Source organism: Xanthomonas arboricola pv. juglandis (genome assembly GCF_905367715.1).
Lineage (GTDB): Bacteria > Pseudomonadota > Gammaproteobacteria > Xanthomonadales > Xanthomonadaceae > Xanthomonas > Xanthomonas arboricola.
Map to the genome: position 1 here is coordinate 3,964,543 of NZ_HG999362.1, position 25,222 is coordinate 3,989,764.

General features: G+C 66.0%; 17 protein-coding genes, 2 other RNA genes and 1 pseudogene. 12 read left to right on the forward strand and 8 right to left on the reverse strand.

Features of this window, described 5'->3' with window-relative positions; all coding sequences use genetic code 11:
* The first annotated feature begins 127 nt into the window (after window positions 1–127).
* From KHN93_RS17065 to KHN93_RS17080, 4 genes are all read left to right on the forward strand, one after another.
* Entirely contained in the window at window positions 128–1,321 is a 1,194-nt protein-coding gene (locus KHN93_RS17065) for an OprO/OprP family phosphate-selective porin (protein ID WP_211920879.1), read from the forward strand.
* Window positions 1,322–1,423: 102 nt separating this feature from the next.
* A complete protein-coding gene (locus tag KHN93_RS17070) occupies window positions 1,424–2,752 on the forward strand; it encodes a CitMHS family transporter (protein ID WP_039519049.1) in 1,329 nt (442 codons plus the stop codon).
* 120 nt (window positions 2,753–2,872) lie between these two features.
* Window positions 2,873–3,613, forward strand: coding sequence for an acetoacetyl-CoA reductase (phbB, locus tag KHN93_RS17075; RefSeq protein WP_016904744.1), 741 nt, complete (start codon window positions 2,873–2,875; stop codon window positions 3,611–3,613).
* Window positions 3,614–4,003: 390 nt separating this feature from the next.
* Entirely contained in the window at window positions 4,004–5,035 is a 1,032-nt protein-coding gene (locus tag KHN93_RS17080; RefSeq protein ID WP_104560018.1) for a LacI family DNA-binding transcriptional regulator, read from the forward strand.
* A 137-nt stretch (window positions 5,036–5,172) separates the two neighbouring features.
* On the opposite strand, the gene KHN93_RS17085 is transcribed toward KHN93_RS17080, so the two are convergent.
* On the reverse strand, window positions 5,173–6,492 hold the full coding sequence (locus KHN93_RS17085; protein ID WP_104575538.1) for an MFS transporter: 1,320 nt from the start codon (window positions 6,490–6,492) through the stop codon (window positions 5,173–5,175).
* 266 nt (window positions 6,493–6,758) lie between these two features.
* Between KHN93_RS17085 and KHN93_RS17090 the strand changes: the two genes are divergently transcribed.
* The 3 genes from KHN93_RS17090 (at window position 6,759) to KHN93_RS17100 (ending at window position 11,640) form a co-directional block, all read left to right on the forward strand.
* Window positions 6,759–9,215, forward strand: a complete 2,457-nt coding sequence (locus tag KHN93_RS17090; RefSeq protein WP_211920881.1) for a TonB-dependent siderophore receptor — start codon at window positions 6,759–6,761, stop codon at window positions 9,213–9,215.
* Between the two features lie 34 nt (window positions 9,216–9,249).
* Window positions 9,250–11,169: an alpha-amylase family protein gene (locus KHN93_RS17095; RefSeq protein WP_211920883.1), complete on the forward strand. Its 1,920-nt coding sequence runs from the start codon at window positions 9,250–9,252 to the stop codon at window positions 11,167–11,169.
* A gap of 394 nt (window positions 11,170–11,563) precedes the next feature.
* A non-coding RNA gene (locus KHN93_RS17100) (sX9 sRNA) lies at window positions 11,564–11,640 on the forward strand.
* A gap of 66 nt (window positions 11,641–11,706) precedes the next feature.
* Here the strand turns inward: KHN93_RS17100 and KHN93_RS17105 are convergent.
* The 3 genes from KHN93_RS17105 to rsgA form a co-directional block, all read right to left on the reverse strand.
* Window positions 11,707–12,387, reverse strand: a complete 681-nt coding sequence (locus KHN93_RS17105; protein WP_104560022.1) for a type 1 glutamine amidotransferase domain-containing protein — start codon at window positions 12,385–12,387, stop codon at window positions 11,707–11,709.
* 237 nt (window positions 12,388–12,624) lie between these two features.
* Window positions 12,625–13,887 carry a flavohemoglobin expression-modulating QEGLA motif protein gene (locus KHN93_RS17110; RefSeq protein WP_104560023.1) on the reverse strand — a complete coding sequence of 421 codons (1,263 nt, stop codon included), beginning with the start codon at window positions 13,885–13,887 and terminating at the stop codon, window positions 12,625–12,627.
* Window positions 13,887–14,978, reverse strand: coding sequence for a ribosome small subunit-dependent GTPase A (rsgA, locus tag KHN93_RS17115; protein WP_104560024.1), 1,092 nt, complete (start codon window positions 14,976–14,978; stop codon window positions 13,887–13,889). The genes KHN93_RS17110 and rsgA overlap by 1 nt, the downstream gene beginning before the upstream one ends.
* A gap of 153 nt (window positions 14,979–15,131) precedes the next feature.
* On the opposite strand from rsgA, the gene KHN93_RS17120 reads away from it, so the two are divergent.
* From KHN93_RS17120 to KHN93_RS17130, 3 genes are all read left to right on the forward strand, one after another.
* Window positions 15,132–16,403, forward strand: a complete 1,272-nt coding sequence (locus tag KHN93_RS17120) for a pyridoxal phosphate-dependent aminotransferase (RefSeq protein ID WP_024938954.1) — start codon at window positions 15,132–15,134, stop codon at window positions 16,401–16,403.
* Window positions 16,403–17,080, forward strand: a complete 678-nt coding sequence (locus tag KHN93_RS17125; RefSeq protein ID WP_104560025.1) for an SGNH/GDSL hydrolase family protein — start codon at window positions 16,403–16,405, stop codon at window positions 17,078–17,080. The genes KHN93_RS17120 and KHN93_RS17125 overlap by 1 nt, the downstream gene beginning before the upstream one ends.
* Window positions 17,081–17,152: 72 nt before the next feature.
* The gene (locus KHN93_RS17130) at window positions 17,153–17,824 is read left to right on the forward strand and encodes a methyltransferase (protein ID WP_016902302.1); all 672 of its coding nucleotides are present in this window, start codon (window positions 17,153–17,155) and stop codon (window positions 17,822–17,824) included.
* A gap of 34 nt (window positions 17,825–17,858) precedes the next feature.
* On the opposite strand, the gene KHN93_RS17135 is transcribed toward KHN93_RS17130, so the two are convergent.
* The 3 genes from KHN93_RS17135 to KHN93_RS17145 form a co-directional block, all read right to left on the reverse strand.
* A non-coding RNA gene (locus KHN93_RS17135) (sX9 sRNA) lies at window positions 17,859–17,934 on the reverse strand.
* 1,088 nt (window positions 17,935–19,022) lie between these two features.
* Entirely contained in the window at window positions 19,023–21,212 is a 2,190-nt protein-coding gene (locus tag KHN93_RS17140) for a TonB-dependent siderophore receptor (protein WP_104560026.1), read from the reverse strand.
* A 290-nt stretch (window positions 21,213–21,502) separates the two neighbouring features.
* On the reverse strand, window positions 21,503–22,294 hold the full coding sequence (locus KHN93_RS17145) for a polysaccharide deacetylase family protein (protein WP_181109910.1): 792 nt from the start codon (window positions 22,292–22,294) through the stop codon (window positions 21,503–21,505).
* Between the two features lie 45 nt (window positions 22,295–22,339).
* Here KHN93_RS17145 and grxD point away from each other — a divergent pair, with 45 nt between their 5' ends.
* The gene (gene grxD / locus KHN93_RS17150; protein WP_104560027.1) at window positions 22,340–23,266 is read left to right on the forward strand and encodes a Grx4 family monothiol glutaredoxin; all 927 of its coding nucleotides are present in this window, start codon (window positions 22,340–22,342) and stop codon (window positions 23,264–23,266) included.
* Between the two features lie 167 nt (window positions 23,267–23,433).
* Window positions 23,434–24,295, forward strand: a pseudogene (locus KHN93_RS17155) (hypothetical protein).
* Between the two features lie 293 nt (window positions 24,296–24,588).
* On the opposite strand, the gene KHN93_RS17160 reads toward KHN93_RS17155, so the two are convergent.
* Window positions 24,589–25,149, reverse strand: a complete 561-nt coding sequence (locus tag KHN93_RS17160; RefSeq protein ID WP_104560028.1) for a DUF924 family protein — start codon at window positions 25,147–25,149, stop codon at window positions 24,589–24,591.
* Between the last annotated feature and the right edge of the window lie 73 nt (window positions 25,150–25,222).

The following is a 25,222-nucleotide window of genomic DNA, read 5'->3' on the forward strand; positions in this document are numbered from 1 at the left end:
CATTCCCGATTCCCCCGCCCTGACAGGTCCATGACAGCTTCACCGGACTAGGCTGCTGCCAACGCGCCGCAGCGTGCTTGAGCGGTGCATCGCTGAACGTGATTCACACATGTACCTGGGAGGGTCTGTGAGCAACGACACCTTGCGTCTGCGCATCTTCACCACCTGCGCCGCGCTGTGCCTGGCACCGGCAGCGCATGCGGCCGAGGGCGATGGCCCGGTCACCGCCGAGGTGGGTGGGCGCGTGCACTGGGACTTCACCGTGTTCGACAACGACGAACGCGGCACGCCCGAGCGCAACGACACCCAGTTCCGTCGCGTGTGGCTGGATGTGGCGGGCAAGTTCTACGGCTTCACCTACAAGGCCGAGGCGGAATTTGCCGGCCTGCAATACGAATCCGGCAGCCGCGGCATCCTGGCGCGCGATGTGTACATCGCCAAGAAGTTTTCCGCCGGTACGCTGACCGTGGGCCAGTTCAAGCAGTACTTCTCGCTGGACGATCGCACCGGCTCCAACTACGGCCCGTTCCTGGAACGCGGCTATGCCTCCACCACGCTGGCGCCAATCTATCGCAAGGCGATCTCCTGGCAGGCCAATCGCCCCGATGCGACCTGGTCCACTGCGGCCTACAGCCTGGAAAGCATCGACAATTCCTCGACCAAGGGCGGCGCGCTCGGCACGCGGCTGACCTTCGCACCGGAGATGGGCGAGGCGCGGCTGCGCCACCTGGGCGTGTCGCTGGCGCACGAGCGCTATTCGCATCCGGGCAGCGGCGGCGCGGCGTCCCTGTTGATCCGGCCACGCCCGGAAAACGATCTGGCCAACAACAGCCGCATCACCCTGGCGCGCTTTGCTGATGGCCGCGATACCGATTTCGACAAATGGTCGCTGGAATACGCCGAAGTGCGGGGCCCATGGTCGTGGCAGAGCGAATTCAGCGGCGGCCTGCTCGACGACGGCTCCCAGCATGCCAAGGTATTGGCCAGCTACGGCCTGGTCAGCTGGTTCGTCACCGGCGAGTCGCGCGGCTACGACCGCAAGACCGGGCGTTTCAGCCGGATCAAGACGCCCAATCGCCCCTCCGGCGCGTTCGAGCTGGCCTTGCGCTACGACTACATGCGCGGCGATCAGCATCTGGACGGCCAACCCGATTTCATCAACGCCAGCACGCAGTCGTGGACGCTGGGCGGCAACTGGTATTTCAAGCCGAACCTGCGCGTGATGCTCAATGTGATCGACAGCCGCAACCGCGACCGCATGGTCGATGCGGTGGTCGATCACACGCTGGCAGTGACCGGCCGCTTCCAGTACGACTTCTGACCGTTTGCCTGACCTTCGCATGATGCGTTACCGCTGCTGCAATGCACCCGCCGCCGCGCGCTCCACTCTCCCCCTGCTGTACGCCTCAAAGGATTTGCCCGCATGCTGACCGCGCTCGGTTTCGGAATGGTGATCACCTTCATGTACCTGATCATGAGCAAGCGGCTGTCGCCGCTGGTGGCTCTGATCACGGTGCCGATCGTGTTCGCGCTGCTGGGCGGCTTCGGCACCGGCATCAACGAGATGATGCTCGACGGCATCAAGAAGATCGCGCCCACCGGGGTGATGCTGATGTTCGCCATCCTCTACTTCGGGGTGATGATCGATGCCGGCCTGTTCGATCCGCTGGTCGGCCGCATCCTGCGCCTGGTCAAGGGCGATCCGCTGAAGATCGTGATGGGCACGGCGATCCTGGCAATGTTGATCTCGCTCGACGGCGATGGCTCCACCACCTACATGATCACCGTGTCGGCGATGCTGCCGCTGTACCAGCGCCTGGGCATGAACGCGCTCAACCTCACCTGCGTGACCATCCTGGCCAGCGGCGTGATGAACCTGACCCCGTGGGGCGGCCCTACCGCGCGCGCCGCCACCGCCCTGCATGTTGATCCGGCCGATGTGTTCGTGCCGCTGGTGCCGGCGATGGCGATGGCGATCGCCGGCATCCTCACGCTGGCCTGGTATCTGGGTATGCGCGAACGTCGCCGCCTGGGGGTGGTACGCCTGCCCGCCGACGGCAACTGGCTGGACACCAGCATCCCCGAGGAAAGCGATGCACTGCCGCGCGTGGAAGACACCGAGGACATGAAGCGGCCCAAGCTGCTGTGGGTGAACCTGCTCCTGACCCTGGCGCTGATGGCCGCGCTGGTGGTCGGCGTGCTGCCGATGCCGGTGCTGTTCATGATCGGCTTTGCGCTGGCGCTGATGATCAACTACCCCAACCTGGCCGAGCAGCGCCGCCGCCTGGTCAATCACGCCGGCAATGTGCTGTCGGTGGTGTCGCTGATCTTCGCCGCCGGCATCTTCACCGGCATCCTGTCCAACACCGGCATGGTCGAAGCGATGTCGCGCAGCTTCCTGGCGGTGATCCCGGACAGCTGGGGCCCGTATCTGGCGGTGATCACTGCGATCGTCAGCATGCCGTTTACGTTCTTCATGTCCAACGACGCGTTCTACTTCGGCGTGCTGCCGATCCTGTCCGAAGCCGCCGGCCACTACGGCATCACCCCGGTGGAAATGGCGCGCGCCTCGCTGGCCGGGCAACCGGTGCATCTGCTCAGCCCGTTGGTTCCATCGACCTATCTGCTGGTCGGCCTGGCCAAGGTCGACTTCGCCGACCATCAACGCTTCACGCTGAAGTGGGCGGTGCTGATTTCCCTGCTGATGTTGGCGGGCGGGTTGTTGTTTGGCCTGTTTCCGTTGGCGCGCTAGCCGCGCGCCGGGATTCGGCATTCGGGATTGGGGATTCGCCAAAGCCAGAGCGAACCAATGCCCGCTGTTACGAATCCCCTCATCCCAATCCCGAATCCCAACTCCGAAGGAGTTCAAGCAATGACACTTCGCATCGCATACGTCACCAGTGGCATGGGCAGTGTGGGTACCGCGATCTGCCAGAAGCTGGCGCGCAGCGGGCATACCGTGGTCGCCGGCTGCGGACCCAATTCGCCGCGCAAGACCTCCTGGCTGCGCGAGCAGCGCGAGCAGGGCTTCGAGTTCGTCGCCTCCGAAGGCAATGCCGCCGATTGGGATTCCACCGTGGCCGCGTTTGCCAAGGTCAAGGCCGAGGTCGGCGAGATCGATGTGCTGGTCAACAACGCCGGTGGTAGCCGCGACACCCTGTTCCGGCAGATGAGCCGCGACGACTGGAACGTGGTGATCGCCAGCAACCTGCATTCCCTGTTCAACATCACCAAGCAGGTGGTCGACGGCATGACCGCGCGCGGCTGGGGACGCATCGTCAACATCGGCTCGGTCAGTGCGCACAAGGGCCAGATCGGGCAGATCAATTTCGCCACCGCCAAGGCAGCGATGCATGGTTTCAGCCGCGCCCTGGCGCAGGAAGTCGCCTCGCGCGGGGTCACCGTCAACACCATCTCGCCGGGCTATATCGCCAGCGCCTCGATCAGCAGTTTTCCGCCCGACGTGCTCGACCGCCTGGCCACCTCGGTGCCGATCCGCCGCCTCGGCAAACCGGCCGAAGTCGCCGGGCTGTGCGCCTGGCTCGCCTCCGATGAGGCCGCCTACGTGACCGGCGCCGACTATGCAGTCAACGGCGGCCTGTACATGGGCTGAGAGCCGCTGCCAGACCGTAGCGAGCGGTCGTCAGGTCGATGCGGACGACACGCTCGAGTCGGTCCGTGCGGAGAATACATGCCGGCTCCGAACACCGAGCACGCCAGCCTGGCGGTGAGCGCGGTCCTTGCTAGTGGCGGTGAAGCATCACCGCTCTGATGCCTCACTGCTCTCAAGCCTTACTGCTCTGAAGCCTCACTCCCCTGAAGCCCCACCGCTCCAAAGCCCCGCGCTAGTCGTGGCCGCTGTCATGCACGCCCCGCGCGCCTGCAGCTTGCATGCAGGTGCGTGATTGCGTTTGACCGGCGCGCACAAGCGGCCGCCACTGCGTCGATCAACCCGCCTCCAGCGCGAACTGATTACACTCGGCGTTTTCCGCACTGCGCTGACATGGCCAAACCTTCAGAACGCGCCACGCCGGGTACCCGCCCGCAGATGGCCGACATCGCCCGCATGGCGGGCGTGTCCGAATCCACCGTGTCGCGTGCCCTGGCCGGCAGCCCGGTGGTGGCCGAGCGGACGCGTGCGTACATCAAGCAGATTGCCGCCGATGCCGGCTACCAGGTCGATCCGATTGCGCGCAGCCTGCGCGCCAAACGCTCCAACACGGTGAGCGTGGCAGTGCCGATGATGCATGCGCTGGACCAGCCGCTGTCGGACCCCTTCATGATGACGATGCTGGCGCTACTGGCCGAGGAGCTGACCGGGCGCGGCTACAGCATGCTGCTGTCCAAGCTCGACCGGCATCAGGATGGATGGGTGGAACAACTCGCACGCGGCAGCCGCTCCGATGGCGTGATCGTGCTGGGGCAAAGTTCCGAACATGCCGCGCTGGACGAAGCCGCGCGCGATGGCCTGCCGATGGCGGTCTGGGGCAGCCGCATCGACGGGCAGTCGTACATCAGCGTGGGCAGCGACAATTTCCAGGGCGGCGCGCTGGCCACCGAACATCTGATCGCCAGCGGCCGTCGCCGCATCGCCTTTCTCGGCGACGACCAGTTGCCCGAGGTTGCACCGCGCTTCGCCGGCTATCGCCATGCACTGCAGCGGCACGGGCTGGAGTTCGATACGCGCCTGCATGCGCGCAGCCACTTCCTCAGCGAAGACGCCTACCGCCTCACCCGCGCCATGCTCAAGAAGACCGATCCGCCGGATGGGCTGTTCGCCGCCTCCGACGTGATTGCGGTCGGCGCGATCCGCGCCCTGGTCGAAGCCGGGCATCGCGTGCCGCAGGACATCTCGCTGGTGGGCTTCGACGATATTCCGCTGGCCGCCTACAGCCAACCGCCGTTGACCACGGTGCGGCAGGACCTGGGCCTGGCCGCGCGCCTGCTGGTGGACCGGCTGCTGGCGTTGATCGGCGGCGAAGCGGTGGAGTCGGTGGAGATGCCGGTGAAGTTGGTGGTGCGTGAGTCGGCGTGAGGCCGGGATTGGGGAATCGGGAATCGGGAATCGTAAGAGCGGGCGTGCTGGTGTGCGGTGCGCAACTGCGCGTTGCTGCCCGCGTGATCACGGTCGGCTGTTTCAGTACGCAGCGACACAGACGTAACGCGTCGCGGTTACACCACTGCTGTCTTGGGCTTGCGGACGCGTACGCATAGCATCGCCACAGCGGCGGCCAGCATCAGTGCGCCGGCCAGGCGGATCACGTTGCGTGGGTCGCCGTGCAACAGCCACTCGTAGTACAGCGGCAAGGTGACGATCTGGATCAGCATCGGCAGCACGATGAACAGGTTGAACAGGCCCATGTACACACCGGTGCGCTCGGGCGGAATGCTGTCGGCCAGCATCAGGTACGGGTTGCCCATCATGCTGGCCCAGGCGAGCCCGATGCCGATCATCGGCAGCAGCATCAGCCAGCGGTCCTGGATGCCCGGCAACACCCACATGCCCACACCGGCCGCGACCAGGCAGGCCGCATGCGTGTACTTGGGGCCGATGCGGCGCACCACCGGCACCATCGCAAACGCAGCCAGAAACGCGACGAAGTTATAAAACCCGCCGATCTGCCCATTGACCAGGCCGGCCTGGCGGAAGCCATGCGAGTCGGCTTCGGTGGTGCCGAACAAGCTGGTCGATAGCGACAGCACGATGTACTGCCAGTAGCAGAAGATCGCGTACCACTGGAACAGCATCACCGGCGCGAGCTGGCGCATGGTCGGCGGCATCGCGCGCAGGGCGCCGTAGATTTCGCGCACTGTGGCGCCCAGGCCGGCACCGGTCTGGCGCATCCGCGCGATCTCTGCCGGCGCAAGCACCGGCTCGCGCACGCTGCGCGCGGTGAGCAGGATCGAGGCCGCAGAAAACCCCGCGCCGATCACGAAGGCGGCGATGGTGACATAGGGAATGTGGTGCGCATTGGCGGCGTCCTGGTTCATGCCCATCCACACCAGCAACGGCGGGGTGAGATATGCCAGCGTCTGCGCAAGCCCGGTGAACGCGCTTTGGGTGAGATAGCCCAGCGGCCGCTGCGGTGGCGCCAGCACATCGCTGACCAGCGCACGGTATGGCTCCATCGCCACGTTGTTGGCGGCATCCAGGATCCACAGCAGGCACACCGCCATCCACAGCGCAGTGCTGAACGGCATCGCCAGCAGGCACAGGCTGCACACCAGCGCGCCCAGCACCATGTAGGGCATGCGCCGGCCCCAGCGGGTCACCGAGCGGTCGCTCCACGCGCCGACAAACGGCTGCAGTACCAACCCGGTGATCGGCCCGGCCAGCCACAGGTACGGCAGGCTCGCGTGGTCGGCGCCCAGATAGTTGTAGATCGGGCTCATGTTGCTCTGCTGCAGGCCGAAGCTGTATTGCACGCCGAAGAAGCCGGCATTGAGCGCCAGGATGCGCGCGAAGGAGAACGGAGTGGCGGTCGACGACATGCAGAACCCTGGGCATCGGTGCGGCTCCCAGTGGCCGCAGCGCACTGTACCCTGCCGTCTTTGCAATCGATTGTAACGCTGCGCCGCAACACGTTTTCGCTTGCCGAAACATAAGCTCGCAAGCCTAGGAAAGATGCTGCAGCGCAAGATTGCAATCGATTGTATTGGGGCGTATTACTGCGCTCGCACTGCAGGCCACACGGCCACTCCCTGGGAGGGGCGATGCAGGCGTCGGCATACCACCATCCGTGAGAGAGAGAACCGCAATGTCCACCTTGCACACCCTGCGCCTGCATGCCCTGGCCTGCGCGGTCGCCTCCTGCCTGTGCGCGCCTGCCGCGCTGGCGCAGGACGCGACCACGGCCGCACCCGTCACCCCGCCGGCCGCCGACAGCGCCGCGGTCAATCTGGATTCGGTGTTCGTCACCGGTACTTCCACCGCCACCACCAAGCTGAAGTCCAGCGTGTCGGTCAGCACCGTGGGCGCCGAGGCGATCGAACAGTCGGCGCCACGCAGCACTGCCGAGATCTTCCGCAACATCCCCGGCATCCGCTCCGAATCCAGCGGTGGCGAAGGCAACGCCAACATCGCCGTGCGCGGACTGCCGGTCGCCTCCGGCGGCGCCAAGTTCCTGCAGCTGCAGGAGGACGGCCTGCCGGTGATGGAATTCGGCGATATCGCCTTCGGCAACTCGGACATCTTCCTGCGCTCGGATTTCACCCTGGACCGCATCGAAGCCATCCGCGGCGGCTCGGCATCGACGTTCACCAGCAACGCGCCCGGCGGCATCATCAACTTCATCAGCAAGACCGGCGACACCGCAGGCGGCAGCGTCGGCGTGAGCCGCGGCCTGGATTACGACAACACCCGCGTGGACTTCGACTACGGCGCGCCGTTCGCGGAAAACTGGCAGTTCAACATCGGCGGCTTCTTCCGCCAGGGTGATGGCGTGCGCGATGCCGGTTACACCACCGACAAGGGCGGCCAGCTCAAGGCCAACCTGACCCGGCTGTTCGAGAACGGCTACGTGCGTGTCTACGGCAAATACCTCAACGATCGCGCTGCCGGTTATCTGCCGGTGCCGACCTCCGTGCGTGGCCGCGACGGCTCGCCGGACCTGGGCGGCTTTGCCGGCTTCGACCCAGGCAGCGACACCTTGTACAGCCGCAATTTCCGTACCGATGTCGGCCTGGACGCCAACAACCAGCCGCGCCGCACCGACCTAGGCGACGGCATGCACCCGATCTCGCGCACCATCGGCGCCGAGGCCTGGTTCGACCTGGGCAGCGGCTGGAACCTGAGCGAGAAGTTCCGCATCGCCGACAACAGCGGCCGCTTCGTCAGCCCGTTCCCGGCCGAGGTCACCGATGCCGCCACGCTGGCCGCGTCCATCGGCGGCGCCGGCGCGCAACTGGTGCAGGCCAGCGGCCCGGACGCCGGCCAGGCCTACACCGGCAACGCGATCCGCACGCATCTGTTCAACGTGGCGATCAACGACCTGGGCAACGTCACCAACGACCTCAGCGTCTCACGCGAGTTCGGCGGCGACGGCCGAACGCTCAACCTGCGCATGGGCTATTACAGCTCGCGCCAGACCATCGACATGGACTGGACCTGGAACTCCTACGTGCAGAGCCTGGGCCGCGATTCGCGCCTGCTCAACGTGGTCGATGCCGGCGGCGTGTCGCGCTCGCAAAACGGTTTGTATGCGTACGGCACCCCGTTCTGGGGCGATTGCTGCATCACCCGCAGCTACGACGTGCGCTACGACGTCAACGCGCCGTACGTCGCACTGACCTTCGACAGCGGCAAGTTCAGCATCGACGGCAGCCTGCGTTACGACATGGGCGATGCACGCGGCAGCTATGCCGGCACCGCGATCGCGCAGAACCTGGACGTCAACGGCGATGGCGTGATCCAGCCGGTGGAACAGCGCGTGGCCACGGTCGATACCGCCAACGCACGGCCGGTGGATTACGACTGGAACTACCTGTCGTATTCGCTGGGCAGCAACTACCTGATCAACGACGACCTGGGCGCGTTCGCGCGCATCAGCCGCGGCGCACGCGCCAATGCCGACCGCCTGCTGTTCGGCGTGGTCCGCGACGACGGCTCGGTCTCCTCCGATGAAGGCGTCAACGTGGTCCGCCAGGCCGAAGCCGGCCTGAAGTGGCGCCGCGACGGCCTGAGCCTGTTCGCCACTGCGTTCTCGGCGCGCACCGAGGAACAGAACTTCGAAGTCACCAGCCAGCGTTTCTTCAACCGCAGCTACGAGGCGCACGGCGTGGAGCTGGAAGCCAGCTATCGCTACGAAGGCTTCACCGTCAACGGCGGCCTGACCTGGACCGATGCGGAGATTTCCAAGGACCAGATCACCCCGGAAAACACCGGCAATGTGCCGCGTCGCCAGGCCGATGTGGTGTGGCAGTTGACGCCCAGCTATCGCGGCGACGGCTACCAGTTCGGCATCAACCTGATCGGCACCACCGATGCCTACACCCAGGACTCCAACCAGTTGAAGATGCCGGGCTATACGCAGGTGAACCTGTTCGGCGACTACCGCGTGACCGACGCACTGACCGTCGCGCTCAACGTCAACAACCTGTTCAACACCTTCGGCCTGACCGAGGCCGAGGAAGCCAGCGTCCCGGCCAACGGCATCATCCGCGCGCGCTCGATTGCCGGCCGCACCACCAGCATCAGCCTGCGTTACGACTTCTAAGGACCCCTCGCCGGGTTCGTCCCGGCGCTTACCAATGAGCACCTCCCCCACCGATTTCACTGCATTGCGCGCGGCCTTTGCCGCGCCCCTGGATGCGCAGCGTGCCAGCGCGCTGTTGCCGCGCTTCGACCGGCATGGGTCGCGCCTGCTCGACGCGCTACAAGCGCTGTATGGGCAACGCCCGGACTATGCGTCGTGGCTGACGCAGTGGTTGAGCGCGCTCGGCAGCAGCGCGCAACAGCGGCCACAGCCACTGCAACAGCTCGACACAACGCGTCAGCCCGGCTGGTTCGGCGAGCAGCACATGCTGGGCTACAGCGCCTACGTGGACCGCTTTGCCGGCACGCTGCAAGGCGTGGCCGAACGCGTGCCGTATCTGCAGGAGCTGGGCGTGCGCTATCTGCACCTGCTGCCGTTCCTACGTGCACGCGCCGGCGATAACGATGGCGGCTTTGCGGTCAGCGATTACGGTCAGGTGGAGCCGGGCCTGGGCAGCAACGACGATCTCGTCGCGCTGACCATACGCCTGCGCGAGGCCGGCATCAGCCTGTGCGCGGATTTCGTGCTCAACCATACCGCCGACGATCACGCCTGGGCGCAGGCGGCGCGGGCCGGTGATGCGCGCTATCTCGACTACTACCATCACTTCGCCGATCGCACGCAGCCCGACCAGTACGAAGCCACGCTGGGGCAGGTCTTCCCGCATACCGCACCCGGCAACTTCACCTGGGTGGACGCCACCGGCCAGTGGATGTGGACCACGTTCTATCCCTATCAGTGGGATCTGAACTGGAGCAACCCAGCGGTGTTCGGCGAGATGGCGCTGGCGATGCTGCAGCTGGCCAATCTGGGTGTGGAAGCCTTCCGCCTGGATTCCACCGCGTATCTGTGGAAGCGCTCCGGCACCGACTGCATGAATCAACCCGAGGCGCATACCCTGCTGGTGGCGCTGCGCGCGGTCACCGACATCGTTGCGCCGTCGGTGGTGATGAAGGCCGAAGCCATCGTGCCGATGACGCAATTGCCGCCCTACTTCGGTAGCGGTGCGGACCAGGGCCACGAATGCCACCTGGCCTATCACAGCACGCTGATGGCGGCCGGTTGGTCGGCGCTGGCGCTGCAACGCGGCGACATCCTGCACAACGTCATCGCGCATAGCCCGCCCTTGCCGGCCAACTGCGCATGGCTGAGCTATGTGCGCTGCCACGACGACATCGGCTGGAACGTGCTGCAACACGAAGCCGCCGGCAACGCCGCGCAGCCGCCATTCGCACTGCGCGATGTCGCGCGCTTCTATGCCAACGAGGTGCCGGGCAGCTACGCGCGTGGCGAGAGCTTCCAGAGCATTGGCGACGGCGTGCACGGCACCAATGGCATGGCCGCGGCACTGGCCGGGATCCAGGCCGCACAGGCATCGGGCGATATGGCGGCATTGCGCATGGCGGTGGATCGGCTGGTGTTGCTCTATGCCATCGCGCTGGCGATGCCAGGTGTGCCATTGATCTACATGGGCGACGAGCTCGCCCTGCCCAACGACGGCAGCTACCGCGACGATCCGCAGCGTCGGCACGAAGGCCGCTGGTTGCATCGCCCGGCGATGGATTGGCAGCTTGCAGCACAGCGCGAAGATGCGGGCAGCCTGAGCGGCACGGTGTATCGCCGGCTACGTGGATTGATCCGGCAACGTGCCGCGCTGCCCGCACTGGCCGCCGATCAGGCGCTGGGTAGCGTTGCGCTGGGCGATGCACGCCTGTTTGCATTGACGCGTGGCGATCGCTTCCTGGCCGTGCACAACTTTGGCGACCAACCGCTGACGGTGGAGCTTGCCGCGTTCGGAGATGGCCGATGGAAGGTGGTGGCGGATGGCGGCGAGACGGCTGTCGAATCGCTGAGCGATGACATGCGACTGGTGCTGCCGGCGTATACGGTGCGTTGGCTGGAGCGTATTGCTTGAACGCGATGGTGCAGGTCTGTCGCGCGCCTGCAGGGCGGACCATCTGCCGCTTGAACGGACGATCTGTGGCTTGAACGGACGATCTGTGGCTTGAACAGACGATCTGTGGCTTGAACAGACGATCTGTGGCTTGGCAGAAGGGCCCTTGCCCGCCCACCGTCGCGGGACACGCCGCAAGTACGTCCATGTAGGCTCTTACGCGGCATCCATGCCGCGTAAGGTCCCGCGGCGGTGGGCGGGCAAGGGCTAGTCAGCATGGCCGGTTCGTTTGGTTGCGAGCACCGGATTGCGTCCGGTTGTTGGACGATGCGGCGCGTTTAAAGCACACGACGAAGGACGCTAAAAAGCTACTGCACTTACCGTCAGACAGGTGCGGCTGCCGCTCGGCACCGGTATGCACCACGCGTACACTCCGGTGCCTCCGCAACGTCCGCACATCACCTGACGACTACTCGCTCCATTTTTCTAGCAGCTCTGAATCAAACCCGCGATGTCTTCCGTTGGCCGTCCATGCATCGCCGCACGACAACCGCAGAATCAGCGCTTCGACAACTCAAGCAACGCCTCGGCAGCCTTCTCCGACGAAGCCGGGTTCTGGCCGGTGACCAGCAAGCCGTCGGTGACCACATGCACGCCCCAGTCGGCGCCCTTCTCGTAGCGGCCGCCAAGTTCGGTCAGCACGTCTTCGACCAGGAATGGCACGATCTTGGTCAGGCCCACGCCCTCTTCTTCACTATTAGTGAAGCCGGTGACGCGGCGGCCGTTGACCAACGGCTTGCCATCGCTGCCCTTGACCCGGCGCAGCGCGCCCGGTGCGTGGCACACCAGGCCGTGCGGCTTGTTGGCCGCGGCGAATGCTTCAATCAGCGCAATCGAATCCGCGTCTTCGGCCAGATCCCACAACGGGCCATGGCCACCCGGGTAGAACACCGCATCGAAGTCATCGGCCTTGACGTCCGCCAGGCGCTGCGTGCTGGCCAATGCTTTCTGCGCGTCGGTGTCCTGCTTGAAGCGCTTGGTGGCCTCGGTCTGTGCATCGGGCTCGTCGCTCTTGGGGTCCAGCGGCGGCTGACCACCCTTGGGCGAAACCAGGGTGATGTCTGCGCCGGCGTCCTTGAACACGTAATACGGCGCGGCAAATTCCTCCAGCCAGAAGCCGGTCTTCTTGCCGGTATCGCCGAGTTGGTCGTGGGAAGTGAGCACCATCAGGATTTTCATCGTATCGCCTCGTGTCATGGCCCATCTCGGGCAAGGCGCACAGTGTCCGGTGCAGCCCGTTGCAGCATCGTGTAGAACGCGTCGGCACGATGCTTACCGTTCAGCGCCTTGCAGTGGAAGCAATGCACTGCCAGGCACGTGTCAGGCGCTGCGCGGTGTTGCCCGACCCGCGCCTGCGGCAGCTTCGCCGCGCCATCGCGTTGACGCGGCAACTGCGCGCAAGTTGCTCGGCAAGCGTCAGACGTTCATCGCCGGTGGCTGCAGCTGATCCATGCGGATGCGATTGGCGAACAACGAAAACGCCAGCATGCCGGCCAGGCCGCTGACCCGGCTCACCCACGGCGGCAACCAGCGCGGGGCGACCAGCACGCCGCTGTCGAACAAGGGCGCAAAACGCGCCACATCACCCAGGGCCATCTTGCCGGCGAACAGGTAACGGCACAGCTGCAGCTGATCGCGTTGCAGCGCATGCCGGAAGAAGGTGTGCACCGCCACCAGCCCGCGCAGGTACACCGTGTCCTTGGTGAAGGCACCGCCGCCGGAGGTCGGCACGCCGCGGAATACGCGCTGCGCCGAAGAAAAGCTTTCCGCCGCGCTCTGCCCTCCTGCGGTGAAATAGCGGAACACGTCGATGAAGTCCGCACCCGAGCGCGCCATCGCGATCGCCTCGATGCGCAGACTGATGCGCTTCATGCGTTCGATATCGATGCTGCCGGTGATCTGCTCGGCAAATGTCGCCAGGCCTTCCTGGGTCGCGGTGGTCCGCGGCGAGGAAATGCCCAGGCTAGGCAGGTGTACCTGCGCGCGCCCGTTGAGCGCGGTCAGCGAATGCACCAGCGCCTCGTGATGGAACAGCTGCGCACGATCGTAATCGCTGAAGGTGGCACCGCTGCGCAGGCGGATGCGATGCGCGCCGGCCGCCGCCTTGGCCAGCAGATCCGGATCCAGCGTGACGGTGATGACGCGCCCTTCGAAGAAGGCGTCCAGATCGTTCTGCAGCTGCATGCGCAGGGCGGTTGCCGACACCGGCACCTGTTCTTCCGGCGCCAGCAGTTCGCGGTCCAGCTCCTGCGCGATCTGGATGAAATGCCGCGCCGCCTCGCGCGTGCTCGGGCCGTTGCCCGGCATCGGGTCGTCGGGTACGCCGAACAGCTGCGCCGAGTAATCGCTGACTGCGGGAGTACCCAGCGATTCCAGCAGGCCGGCGGCCAGGCCCCAGCTATGTGTCGAGTCGATCAGGTAGGCGCCCAGCGGGTGATGCGGATCGGCCTGCTTGGCAATGGCCGCCAGCTCGCGCCGGGTATCGCCGAAATCCAGTCGCGGATACTCCACCTGCGGCAGCTCCGGCTGCCCACGCGCCACGCTTTGCAGGAACGGCTCCTGCAGCGAGCGCGGCCAGCTGGCCAGCGCGAGCAGGCGCACGCCGCGCACGGCCTTGACCAGGCGCGCATCCAGCGCCGCATGGTGGACGATGTCCGGCGGCCCCTTGCGCGATGGCATCAGCGGCGTCCGTTGCGGTCGACGCTGGCAGGCCGCCGGCCCGATCCCTTGCCCCGGTTGTTCTGCGCCAGGCGTGTGGCGAGCTTTTCGGCCGCAGCGGCCACTTCCACGCGCAGCTTCATGTAATTGGCCACCCGCTCCGGATCCAGCGTATCGGCCTCGATCGCCGCACGCACCGCACAACCGGGCTCGGCGATATGCGCGCAATCGTTGAAGCGGCACTGCGCCGCCAACGCTTCCACATCGGAGAAGCCGCCCTCGGCCAGATCCTCTTCGCCGGTGGGCTTGAGCTCGCGCATGCCGGGCGTATCGATCAGGCAGGCACCGGACGGCAACGGAATCAACGCGCGGTGGGTGGTGGTATGCCGGCCGCGCGAATCGTTCTCGCGCACTGCATTGGTCTTCATCTTCTGCGACCCGAGCAGGGTATTGGTCAGCGTCGACTTGCCCGCTCCCGACGAACCCACCAGCACTGCGGTGCGGCCATCGCCCAGCCACGGCCGCAGCGCCGCCACGCTGTCAGGATCCTTGGCGTTGACCGCGCGTAACGGGATGTTCTGCGCTTCCAGTTCCTCCAGCACCGCCAATGCATCCTCGGCGTATTCGGTCTGGTCGGCCTTGGTCAGCACCACTACCGGCTCGGCACCGCCGCCGCCGACTAGCAGCAGATAGCGTTCGATGCGGCGCGGATTGAAATCCGCATCCAGCCCGCACACGATGAACACCGTATCGATGTTGGCCGCGATCACCTGCTGGTGGTAATGCTCGCCGGCCGCTCCGCGCTTGATCGAGGTGCGCCGCGGCAGCAAGGCCACGATGCGTTTGCCCTCCATCAGCACCCAATCGCCCACCGACGCCCGCTCATGGCTGGGAAACCGCGGGCGCTGCCACTCCGGCAACGATTCGGCCTTGAGACCGGCCTCCGGCGTATCGGCCACCACATAGCCGGTGCGGTGCTGCTCCACCACCCGCGCCGGCAACGCCTGCGGATGCGCGGCAAAGAGCGCCTGCCAGGCCGGATCCTCGGCAGGACCAGGCCAGGGCCAGCCAATGGATTGGAGGGTGGGGTAATCGGGGCGTGCGTTGCTCATGGGGCGATTCTAGCCGGCTGACCGCAGCGGCTTGTGCAATCGGGCGTTGCGCCCGGGCTGAAGCGCCCCTTGACATCGTTGCCGATGCAAGCATGTCCGCCTGTCATATTTCCGCTACCATGCCAAGCCTCACGCCTACAACCGGCCCGTCGCATGTCCACTGCCCCGCAAAAGCCGCTCGCCATCCGCGAGCGTCTGTCCGAAGTCCGCTACGAAATCCGGGGCGAGCTGGCGCGACGAGCGCGGGAGCTGGAGGCGCAGGGCCGCAAGCTGATCAAGCTCAATATCGGTAATCCAGGCGCGTTCGGGTTCCGTGCGCCGGAGCATCTGCAGCGCGCAATCGCCGACGACATGGGCCGCACCGATCCCTACACCCATCAGCAAGGCCTGCCGGAAGCGCGCGAGGCGATCGCCACCGCGTATGCGCGGCGCCAGCACCCGGATGCGCATCCGGACCGCATCTTCGTCGGCAACGGCGTCAGCGAGCTGATCGACCTGTCGCTGCGTGCGCTGCTCAATCCCGGTGACGAAGTGCTGGTGCCCTCGCCCGACTATCCGCTGTGGTCGGCCGCCACCATCCTCAACGATGGCCGGCCGGTGTATTACCGCTGCGCACCGGAAAACGGCTTCCAGCCGGATCCGGTGGAAATCGAGACATTGGTGTCTTCGCGTACCCGCGCCATCGTGCTGATCAATCCGAACAATCCCAGCGGCGCCAGTTATTCGCGCGAACTGCTGGAGCGCATCGTAGCCATCGCCAGCAAGCACAACCTGCTGCTGATGGTCGATGAGATCTACGACCAGGTGCTCTACGACGACGCCGCCTTCGTGCCGGTGGCGCCGCTGGCCGGTGCGCATCCGTGCATCACCTTCGGCGGCCTGAGCAAGGTGCACCGCGCCTGCGGCTGGCGTGTGGGCTGGGCGCTGCTGTCGGGCGAGCAGTCGCGCATCAACGACCTGCGCAACGCGATGGACCTGCTGGGCGCACTGCGCCTATGCGCCAACGTGCCGGGCCAGTACGCCATCGACGCGGCAGTCAACGGGCCGGACACCATCTCGGCGCTGTGCGCGCCGGGCGGCCGTCTGTACGAAACCCGCCGTGCGGTGATCGAGGCCTGCGCGGCCAGCGAGCACCTGTCGCTGGTGGCGCCGGCCGGTGCGCTATATGCGTTCCCGGCGGTGGTCGGCCCGGCCGCGCGCAACTTCGACGACCATGAATTCGCGCTCGACCTGATGAACGAGGAAGGCGTGCTGGTGGTGCCGGGTTCCAGCTTCAACGTGCCCTACCGTCACCACTTCCGCGTGACGCTGATGCCGGAAGCGCCGGTGATGCGCGATGTGTTCGCACGCATCGACCGTGCCCTGGCACGCCGCGCCGAGGCGGTCACCAAGGTCGTGCCGCTCAAGTCGCGCAGCGTGGCCTGATGGCGGCGGCCGGCACGCCGCTGCGCTATCTGGCGCTCGGCGATTCCTACACCATCGGCGAAGGCGTTGCCCCCGAGCAGCGCTGGCCGGCGCAACTGGTCGAAGGTTTGCGTGCCTACGGCTGGAATGTGGCGCCGCCGCAGATCATCGCCACCACCGGCTGGACCACCGACGAGCTGCAGGCCGGTCTCGATGCCGCTGTGCCGCAGGGGCCGTTCGAGCTGGTGAGCCTGCTGATCGGCGTCAACAATCAATACCGCGGACGCTCGCTGGACGAATACCGCAGCCAGTTCGATGCGTTGTTGCAGCGTGCAATCGGGTTCGCCGGCGGGCTTGCGGCACGCGTGTTCGTGCTGTCGATTCCGGATTGGGGGCTGACCCCGTTTGCGCATGCGCAAGGCGGCGATGCGGCGTTGATCGGCGCACAGATCGATGCCTTCAACAACGTGGCCGCCGAACGCTGCGCCGCGCGCTCGGTACGCTTTGTCGACATCACCGCCACCAGCCGCGATGGCGGCGACGCTGCCGACATGCTGGTCGACGATGGCCTGCATCCCTCCGGCGCCATGTATGCGCGCTGGACCGCACTGGCACTGCCAGCGGCGCGCGATGCGATAGCGGCTGCCAACGCGATCGGGATGGGCCACGCCACGCGTGGGCAGCCCCAATCGCGTTAGCAGGCCCCAAGCCAGCCGCGCACCAAGCCTCATTGCCAAGGAACGACATTGCACAGCACCGCCACCCAACCCATGAGCCGCGCGCAGGCGCTGGCGATCGCGCGCGCCTTCCTGCCGCCGCATCCGCTGGGCAATCGCTACGACTATTACTACACCCAGGCCAAGCTGCGCACCGACCCGCTGTATCCGGGCGTGCTGGCCGAGTTGCGCAGCACCACCGCGCCCGTGCTGGATCTGGGCTGCGGGCTGGGCCTGCTCGCGCACGCATTGCGTGCCGATGGCCAGGCACTGGCGTATCACGGGGTGGATGTGGACGCGTCCAAGATCCGCCGCGCGCAACACATCGCGCAGCGCTCGGCATTGGGCAATACGCAGTTCGCCGTGGTCGATCTGAGCGTGGCCTGGCCGCAACACCGCGGCAGCGTGACCATTCTGGACGTGCTGCAGTATCTGCAGGCCGACATGCAGGCCAGCCTTCTGCGCAGCGTGGCGCAGATGCTGACGCCAGGCGCGAAGCTGGTGATCCGCAGCGCATTGGGCGATGCCAGCAGCCGTGGCCGCACCAGCCGCGTGACCGACGTGCTGGCGCATCTGAGCGGCTGGATGCAGCGCATGCCGCGCAGCTATCCCACCCGCGACAGCCTGCAGGCGCAGCTGGATGTCGCCGGTCTGCGTGCGACGTTTGCGCCGTTGTATGGCAACACGCCGTTCAACAACTGGTTGATCGTGGCCGAGCCGCGCTGAGGCCGTGCACAACGTGCCTGGCTCGATTCAGAACGAGTGACAAAACGTAACGCACGGTCGCCGGACGGATGTGGACGGCACGCAGAAACCGGGGTGAACGCATAGCACATGCCGCACCGGGCACCAGCCGCGCAGTCGTTTTCACAGCCGCTGTTGACGTCATGCAGATGATCCCGGGCCACGTTTTCAAGGGGTGGTGCCCCACGCCCCAGAGAGTCCGCTGGTTGCCTTGTTGAAAGCCATGCACACCGACCCTCTCGACTGGTCCTTGCCCGCCTACCGTCGCGGGACCTTACGCGGCATGGATGCCGCGTAAGAGCCTACAGGGACGTACTTGCAGCGTATCCCGCGACGGTGGGCGGGCAAGGGGCAGCCAAGCAGCCAAGCAGCCAAGCAGCAGATATACCGCTCTACCGCTGATCTATCGAACTTTACAAGCCCTAATACACAACCCAGCAAGCAATCGAGACTTACAGCGGTGTCGTCGTTTAGGCGTGATCAGCGGCTTGAATCAAAAGCTCGGTGGGTCGAGGACGCGCCCTCACCACTTCCGGGACACGCCGTGAATCCATCCATGGAGGCTCCTTGGCGGCATCCATGCCGCCAAGGGTCCCGGAACCGGTAAGGACATCACGCCTCCTAAGTTGGTCGTGCGCTGATGCAACCGCAAAACCGAGATGACCTATGCGAGGTGACTTAACGCAGCGGCTTGGTCGCTTGCATGCATGGGGGCATGGCTATTTAGCGATAGGAGCAAACCCAACCAACTTGCTGCCCGCCTTCGACGGAACGTGTTGTTCGGAAATCAGACCACGTCGGCCAGATCGCACAAGGTCCATGCAACCACCGCTGCATCTGACCCGCCGGCCGCCGTTCCTGCTCTTGCCATGCACACCGACCCTCTCGACTGGTCCTTGCCTGCCTACCGTCGCGGGACCTTACGCGGCATGGATGCCGCGTAAGAGCCTACATGGACGTACTTGCGGCGTGTCCTGCGACGGTGGGCGGGCAAGGGCCCTTCAGCCAAGCCGCAGATCATCCGCTCTACAACTGGTCTAGCCGCGCCGACCAATCACTTCGGGACAACCAAGTCACTGAGTCGCCGCGCCGTTTGGATGCACGCAAAGGCTTGATTAGCCCACCGTTGCGAGACTCTTGGCGGCATGAATGCCGCCAAAGCCTGTCGTCTTGAGCAAGCTCAGAACTTCCAGGACAGCGTGAGCTCCACATCGCGCGGGTCGCCGTAGATCAACTGGCTTTGATAGACGATGTTGGCGTAGTACTTGCGGTCGAACAGGTTGCGCACGTTGAGCTGCGCCGACCATGCCTGGTTGATGTCGTAGCGTGCCATCGCGTTGGCCAACACCACGCTGCCCTGGGTCAGCCGCTGCGTTGTGCCCTGTGGCCCGGACATCAATTCGTGGATGGCCGACTGCCAGCTCAGGCCACCGCCCACGCGCCATGGGCCGGTCTGCCAACTGGTGAACAGGGTGGCCTCGCGACGCGGGCTGGTCGGGTTGACGTCGACACCGCTGGCATCGTTGGCATCGAACTGGGCAAAGCCGAACGCGATCCGCCACTGCTCGGACAGCTGCCCGTCGAGCTGGAATTCCACCCCCTGGCTGACCGTGCCCTTCGCCGCCAGGAAAGCCTGATTGGTGGTGCCGGGCACGAATTGTCCGGGGTCGTTGACCGCCAGGTTGTCCTGCTCGATACGGAACAACGCCAGCGCCGCGTTGAGCTGGCCGCCGAGGTATTCGCCCTTGGCGCCCACCTCGTAGCTGTTGCCTTCCAGCGGGGCGAGATAGCGCCCGCTGCGGTCGCGATTGTTTTGCGGTTTGAAGATGCCGGTGTAGCTGGCGTAGAGCGAATGGTGGTCGTCCACGTCCAGGATCAGGCCGGCGTACGGCGTGGTGCGGCCGCGACGCTCGTAGGTATTGGCCGGCACCAGTTGATCGGTGTTCTTCCAGTCGGTGACGCGTGCGCCGACGATGGCCGTGAGCGCGTCGGTCAGGCTGAAGCGGCCGGCAGCGTAGGCGGCCACCTGGCGCACGTCGCGTTCTTCGCCCTTCACCAGCGGTGTCCATTGCGGCTGCGCCATGGTGCCGGTCCAGGCGTAGACGCTTTCGGCCGTCAGTACCTGCGGTGGCTGCGGCCCGTTGGACCAACTGCGCACGTTGCGGTTCATCCAGGTGGCGCCGGCGACCAGTTCGTGGTTGCGGCCCCACCAGGTCAGCGGCACGCTGAGGTAGGCATCCAGGCTGTTTTGCGCCGTGAGTGCGGGATAGCGCCCGCCAAAATTGGTGGCAAGGCCCAGGCCGGTCTCGCGGTCCGGGTAATCGAAGTAGCCGAACAGCACCGACTTCCAATCGGCTTCGAACCGCTGATGCGAATATTCCACGTGCAGCTGCGCACCGTTGTCGAAGCGATGGGTCAGGCCGGCAAACGCGTTGGTGGTGTCGGCCACGCCGCGCGCCCAGCGCGGCGTGAACGAATCCGAGCGTGCAAAATCGGTGCGGCTGCCGTCGCTGAAGTACGCCGGCACCCCGCCCCAGGTGGTGCCGCGGCCGTCGTTGCGCTGCTTGTTGACGCCGATGTAGCCGCTGGTGGCATCGCTGAAATCCGCATCGACGATGCCGTAGAACAGCGACGATTGCTTGCTGTAGTAATCGCGGAACGACTGCTTGTCCTCGTAGCTGGCAACCACCCGTCCACGCACGTTGCCGGCGGCGTTCAACGGCGATTGCAGGTCGACGGTGCCGCGATAGCGGTCCCAACGCCCTGCCGACAGATCGACCCGACCGGTGAACACATCGCTGTCGGCATGCTTGCGCACCAGGTCGATCGACGCGGCCGGGCTGCCCGCGCCGGTGGTCAGGCCGTTGGCGCCGCGGATGATTTCCACCCGGTCGTAGATCGCCATGTTCTGCTGCACATCGCCGGTGTAGTCGGTGGGAATGCCGTCGATGCGGTAGTAGTCCACTTCGAAGCCGCGCGCGTTGATGTAGGTGCGCTCGGTGTCCCAGGTCGGCGAGTTGAAGCCGGCCACGGTGTCGGTGACGTCCTGCAGCGATTGCAGGTTGCGGTCGACGATCTGCTGGCGCGTCACCACCACCACCGACTGCGGCGTCTCGCGCAGTGACAGCTCCAGCTTGGTCGAACTGCGCGCCACATCGGCGGTGTAGGAGTCGCTGCCTTCGGTCGCGGCGCCGCGGTGTGCCTCGATCTGCAGGCGGTCCAGATCAACCGGGTCGCGCGTGATCGATTGCGCCGCAGCCGCCAACGGCCATGCGCAGGCCAGCGCCAGCAGGGAGTACGCCAGCGGGAGCTGCGGCGAACGGAGATCCGCACGCGGGAGCGCGCGCGCAGGGACGATGCGATGGGACATGGGGTCAGCCTCAAGAGCGAATATGGCCGTCGATGACGGCTATTGAGGCTGGCGTCGGCAGCGCCATCGGAAGGCGCGCACCGTTTGCTGGCTGGGGGCGCATGTTCGATCCGCGTTAAATCGCTGTCAATACATGCGTGGGTCGACGCCGGAACTCAGGAGCGCCAGCTCCGGGCAATCCGGCGAACAAAAAAGACGCGTCGCACCAGAGCGTTCCCGCAGACAAGGACGATGGATCCGGCAACACACGCTCTGCTTCCACGCCATCGGCTAGGCGGTGCGCAAAGACCTCAGAGCGGACGCCGCCCGGCCAGGCCGCGTGCGTGCATCGCCTCCAGCACGCCGCGCAGGATGGTGAGGTTGTGGCCGTGCGCGGCGCCTTCGTGCAGCAGCACGATGGCGCCGGGGCGAAGGTCGCGCACGATGCGGGCCACGGTGGCCTCCGGCTCGCAACGCACGCCGTCGAAACCGCGCGCGCTCCAGGCCACGCGGGTCAGCCCGTGCGCACGCAGCGGCGAGGCGACGAAGGGATTGGTCATGCCCACCACCGAGCGGTACAGCCGCGGCGCCTGCCCGGTGATGGTGGCCAGCACGCGCTGTGCCTGGCCGATTTCCTGCGCCATGCGGTGCGGGCCCAGCGCCCAGAACCAGGCCTGCGGATGGGTATGGCTGTGGTTGCCGATGCCATGCCCGCGGCGCACCATCTCGCGCACCAGTTCAGGCCGTTGCTCGGCGCGCGCCCCGACCACGAAGAACGTGGCCTTGGCATCGAAGGCGTCCAGCAGGTCCAGCATCGCCGGGGTGTCGTCGGAGGGGCCGTCGTCGATGGTCAGCCATACCTGCGGGGCGCGGCCCGGCAGGCGCGCCAGCACCGGCGCGTACAGGCGCGCGCGCGGCAGGAACACCGGCACCACGAACAAGGCGTGCGACACCAGCAACGCCGGCACGCCCCAGGCCCAGCCCAGATGCCACCACAGTAGCGCCACCGCCGCCTGCGACAGGGCCAGCAGGCCCACCCAGCGGTAAGGGTGCGAGGGGATGCGATACAGCGTTTGAAGCGTGGTCATGCCGCATGATGCCATGCGGCGTAGAATGCCCGGACTCCACGATCTGACCGAAGTGCTGCCATGTCCCTCGATCCCGCCCTGCGTTCCCGCATCGATACGCTGCTGCAATCCAGCCGTGTGGTGCTCTTCATGAAAGGCCAGCCCGGCATGCCGCAGTGCGGTTTTTCGGCCAAGGCGGTCGGCGTGCTGGACGGTCTGGGCATCGACTATGCCCACGTCAACGTGCTGGCCGACCAGGATATCCGCGAAGGCATCAAGGCCTACGGCGACTGGCCGACCATTCCGCAGCTGTATGTGGACGGCGAGCTGATCGGCGGCAGCGACATCATCCTGCAAATGGCCGATAGCGGCGAGTTGAGCAGCATGCTCGGCCTGCAGGCGCCAGACCGGACTCCGCCCAAGATCACCATCACCCCGGCCGCGGTCGAGATGCTCAAGGGCGCGCTGGCCGATGCGCCGGATGCCTCGCTGACGCTGGCCATCGATGCCAACTTCCAGCCGAACTTCCAGCTGGCGCCGACCAACCCGAACGCCATCGCGGCCGAATCCAACGGCCTGCGCGTGCAGTTCGATCTGGCCAGCGCCCGCCGCGCCGACGGCATCACCATCGACTGGGTGGACGACATCCGCGGCCGTGGCCTGGCCATCGACAACCCCAACGCGCCCAAGCCGGTGCAGGAACTGTCGGTGCGCGATGCCGACGACCGCATCAAGGCCGGTACGCTGACCCTGGTGGACGTGCGCCCGGCCGACGAACGTGCCCTGGCCAGCGTTGCCGCGCCGTTCCGCACGCTGGACGCGCACGAGCGCGCCGCCATCGAGCAGTTGCCCAAGGACACCCCGCTGGCGTTCCTGTGCCACCGCGGCGGGCGCAGCCTGCAGGCGGCCGAGCACTTCCGCGGCCTGGGTTTCAGCAACGTCTACAACGTCACCGGCGGCATCGACGCCTGGTCGGACGAGGTGGACAACGGCGTGACCAAGTACTGAGCAAGCCAGACGGCACAGCCGGTGGCGGGGATCCGCATCCGGCGATGGCCCGCCGCAATCGCCGGCCAGGTTTTTTTAGCCGCGTTTGCTACAGTGCACACCCCGAACGGGCGCTCCACCGAGCGTCCGTTTTTTCATGGATCGATATGCACAAGGACGTCGCCGCAATGCACACCCGCCTGCTCTCTCTCGCACTGGCCGCGCTGTTGCCGCTGGCCGCACAGGCCGCCGAACCGGCACGCGCGGTCATGCTGGTACAGACCTACGACAACCAGCCAAGCGAAGACCCGCTGGAATACATTCCGGTGTGGCTGGGCAGCGGCGTAGCGAAGGAGTCCAGCATGCCCAGGTCGCTGCTGAGCCAGCCGCTGCAGGTCTTCAATGCGGGCGTGTCCACCGGCACCGTGCGGCTTGCGTCGCTGAGCATCGACGACAACAGCATGTGCGGCGGCACGGCAAAACTGCGCTTGAAGGGCACTGGCACGCTGTCCGATTCGCCGCTGTTATCGACGGTGAATCTCAATCCCGGCAAGCGCTTTGCCAGCCGTGACGCCACCGCTGCCGAACAGGCCGAGCTGTTGCGCCAGGCCGGCGCAGCTGCGCAACAGCGTCAAGCCGGCGGCGCTGGCCCAGGCGTTGACGGCATTCCCTGCCGATCGTGCGCAGGATCTGGCGGCGCTGCAGATCGTGACCGACACCCGGCAGCCGCAGCGACGCGTGGCCGTGCTGACCTCCCATCACCCGACCAGGACCGGCAACCCGGACAACCCGACCGGTGTCCTGGCCGTGCTTGCGATCTTCGAGCATGACGGCAGCCGCTGGCAGTTCCGCAAGGGCAGCGCGGCCAGCGGCTGCGACGATTGCGAAGAACTGCCACTGCGCACGCATCTGCTGCAGTTCGGCGATATTGACGGCGATGGCACGCTCGACTTCGTGCTGTCGGAAAGCGGCTACGAGAGCTACGGCTTCTACCTGCTGCTCGGCGAAGGCACGCACTGGCGTTCGCAAGGCTTGATGGGCGGCTGTTGATCGATTGCCGCGCGACGGCCGATGCCCGCATCGGTATCGGGCGTTGCGTTGCGGCACGCACAGGATCCGCAAGCGTGCGGCTTGCCGCCGCGCAAGTCATTCGCATCGCCGGTGCGAGGCTATTGGTGTGACTGCACCGCTGCACGATGTCGATCAACGCGCGACAGCGCGCGTATGTGCGCCATCAACCAATCGCGTCGATCGCCCACTCGCTCCGCATGGCCATACGCAATGTGCAGCGAGGGAAAGCCACAGCGGCGTGCAACCGCGGCAGGCCACAATCGTCGCCTCCCTCAGCCGGCAAATCCGCCGTCATCGAGAAACTGCTGCTCTTCGGCGGTGGTCTCGCGCCCCAGTACCGCATTGCGATGCGGGAAACGTCCGAAGCGCTGGATGATCTGCTGATGCTCCACTGCCCAGCGCGTGGTTTCTGCATCGTCCAACGCGGTGATCAGCTGCACCGAGCGCGCCTGCTCCTGCAGATCTTCGGCATGCTCGAACGGCAGATAGAAAAACAGCCGCAACTGCGCGGAGACCTGTTGATCGAAGCCGCTGGCGATTGCCTGCCTGGCGCAGGACAGCGCCAGGCCGTCGGTGGCGTAGGCATGCGCGCTGCCGCGGAACGCGTTGCGCGGAAACTGGTCGAGCAGGATCAACAAGGCCAGCGCATCTTCGGCAGGCTCCATCCAGTGCGCATATTCGCCACGCGCCGCTGCAAAGTGCTGCTCGCTGAAATGCTGGCGGAAGTTGGCATCAAACGCATCGTTGTGCGTGAACCAGCGGGCCGAGCCGGCCAGTTCCCAGAAAGCCAGTACCACATCGGCCTGTTTATTGCGCTCTGACTTGACGATCATCGACGTATTCCCTGACGAATACGGCACAGCATGCACTGGCGCATGTGATGAGCCCGCCGCCGTCGACGGTGCA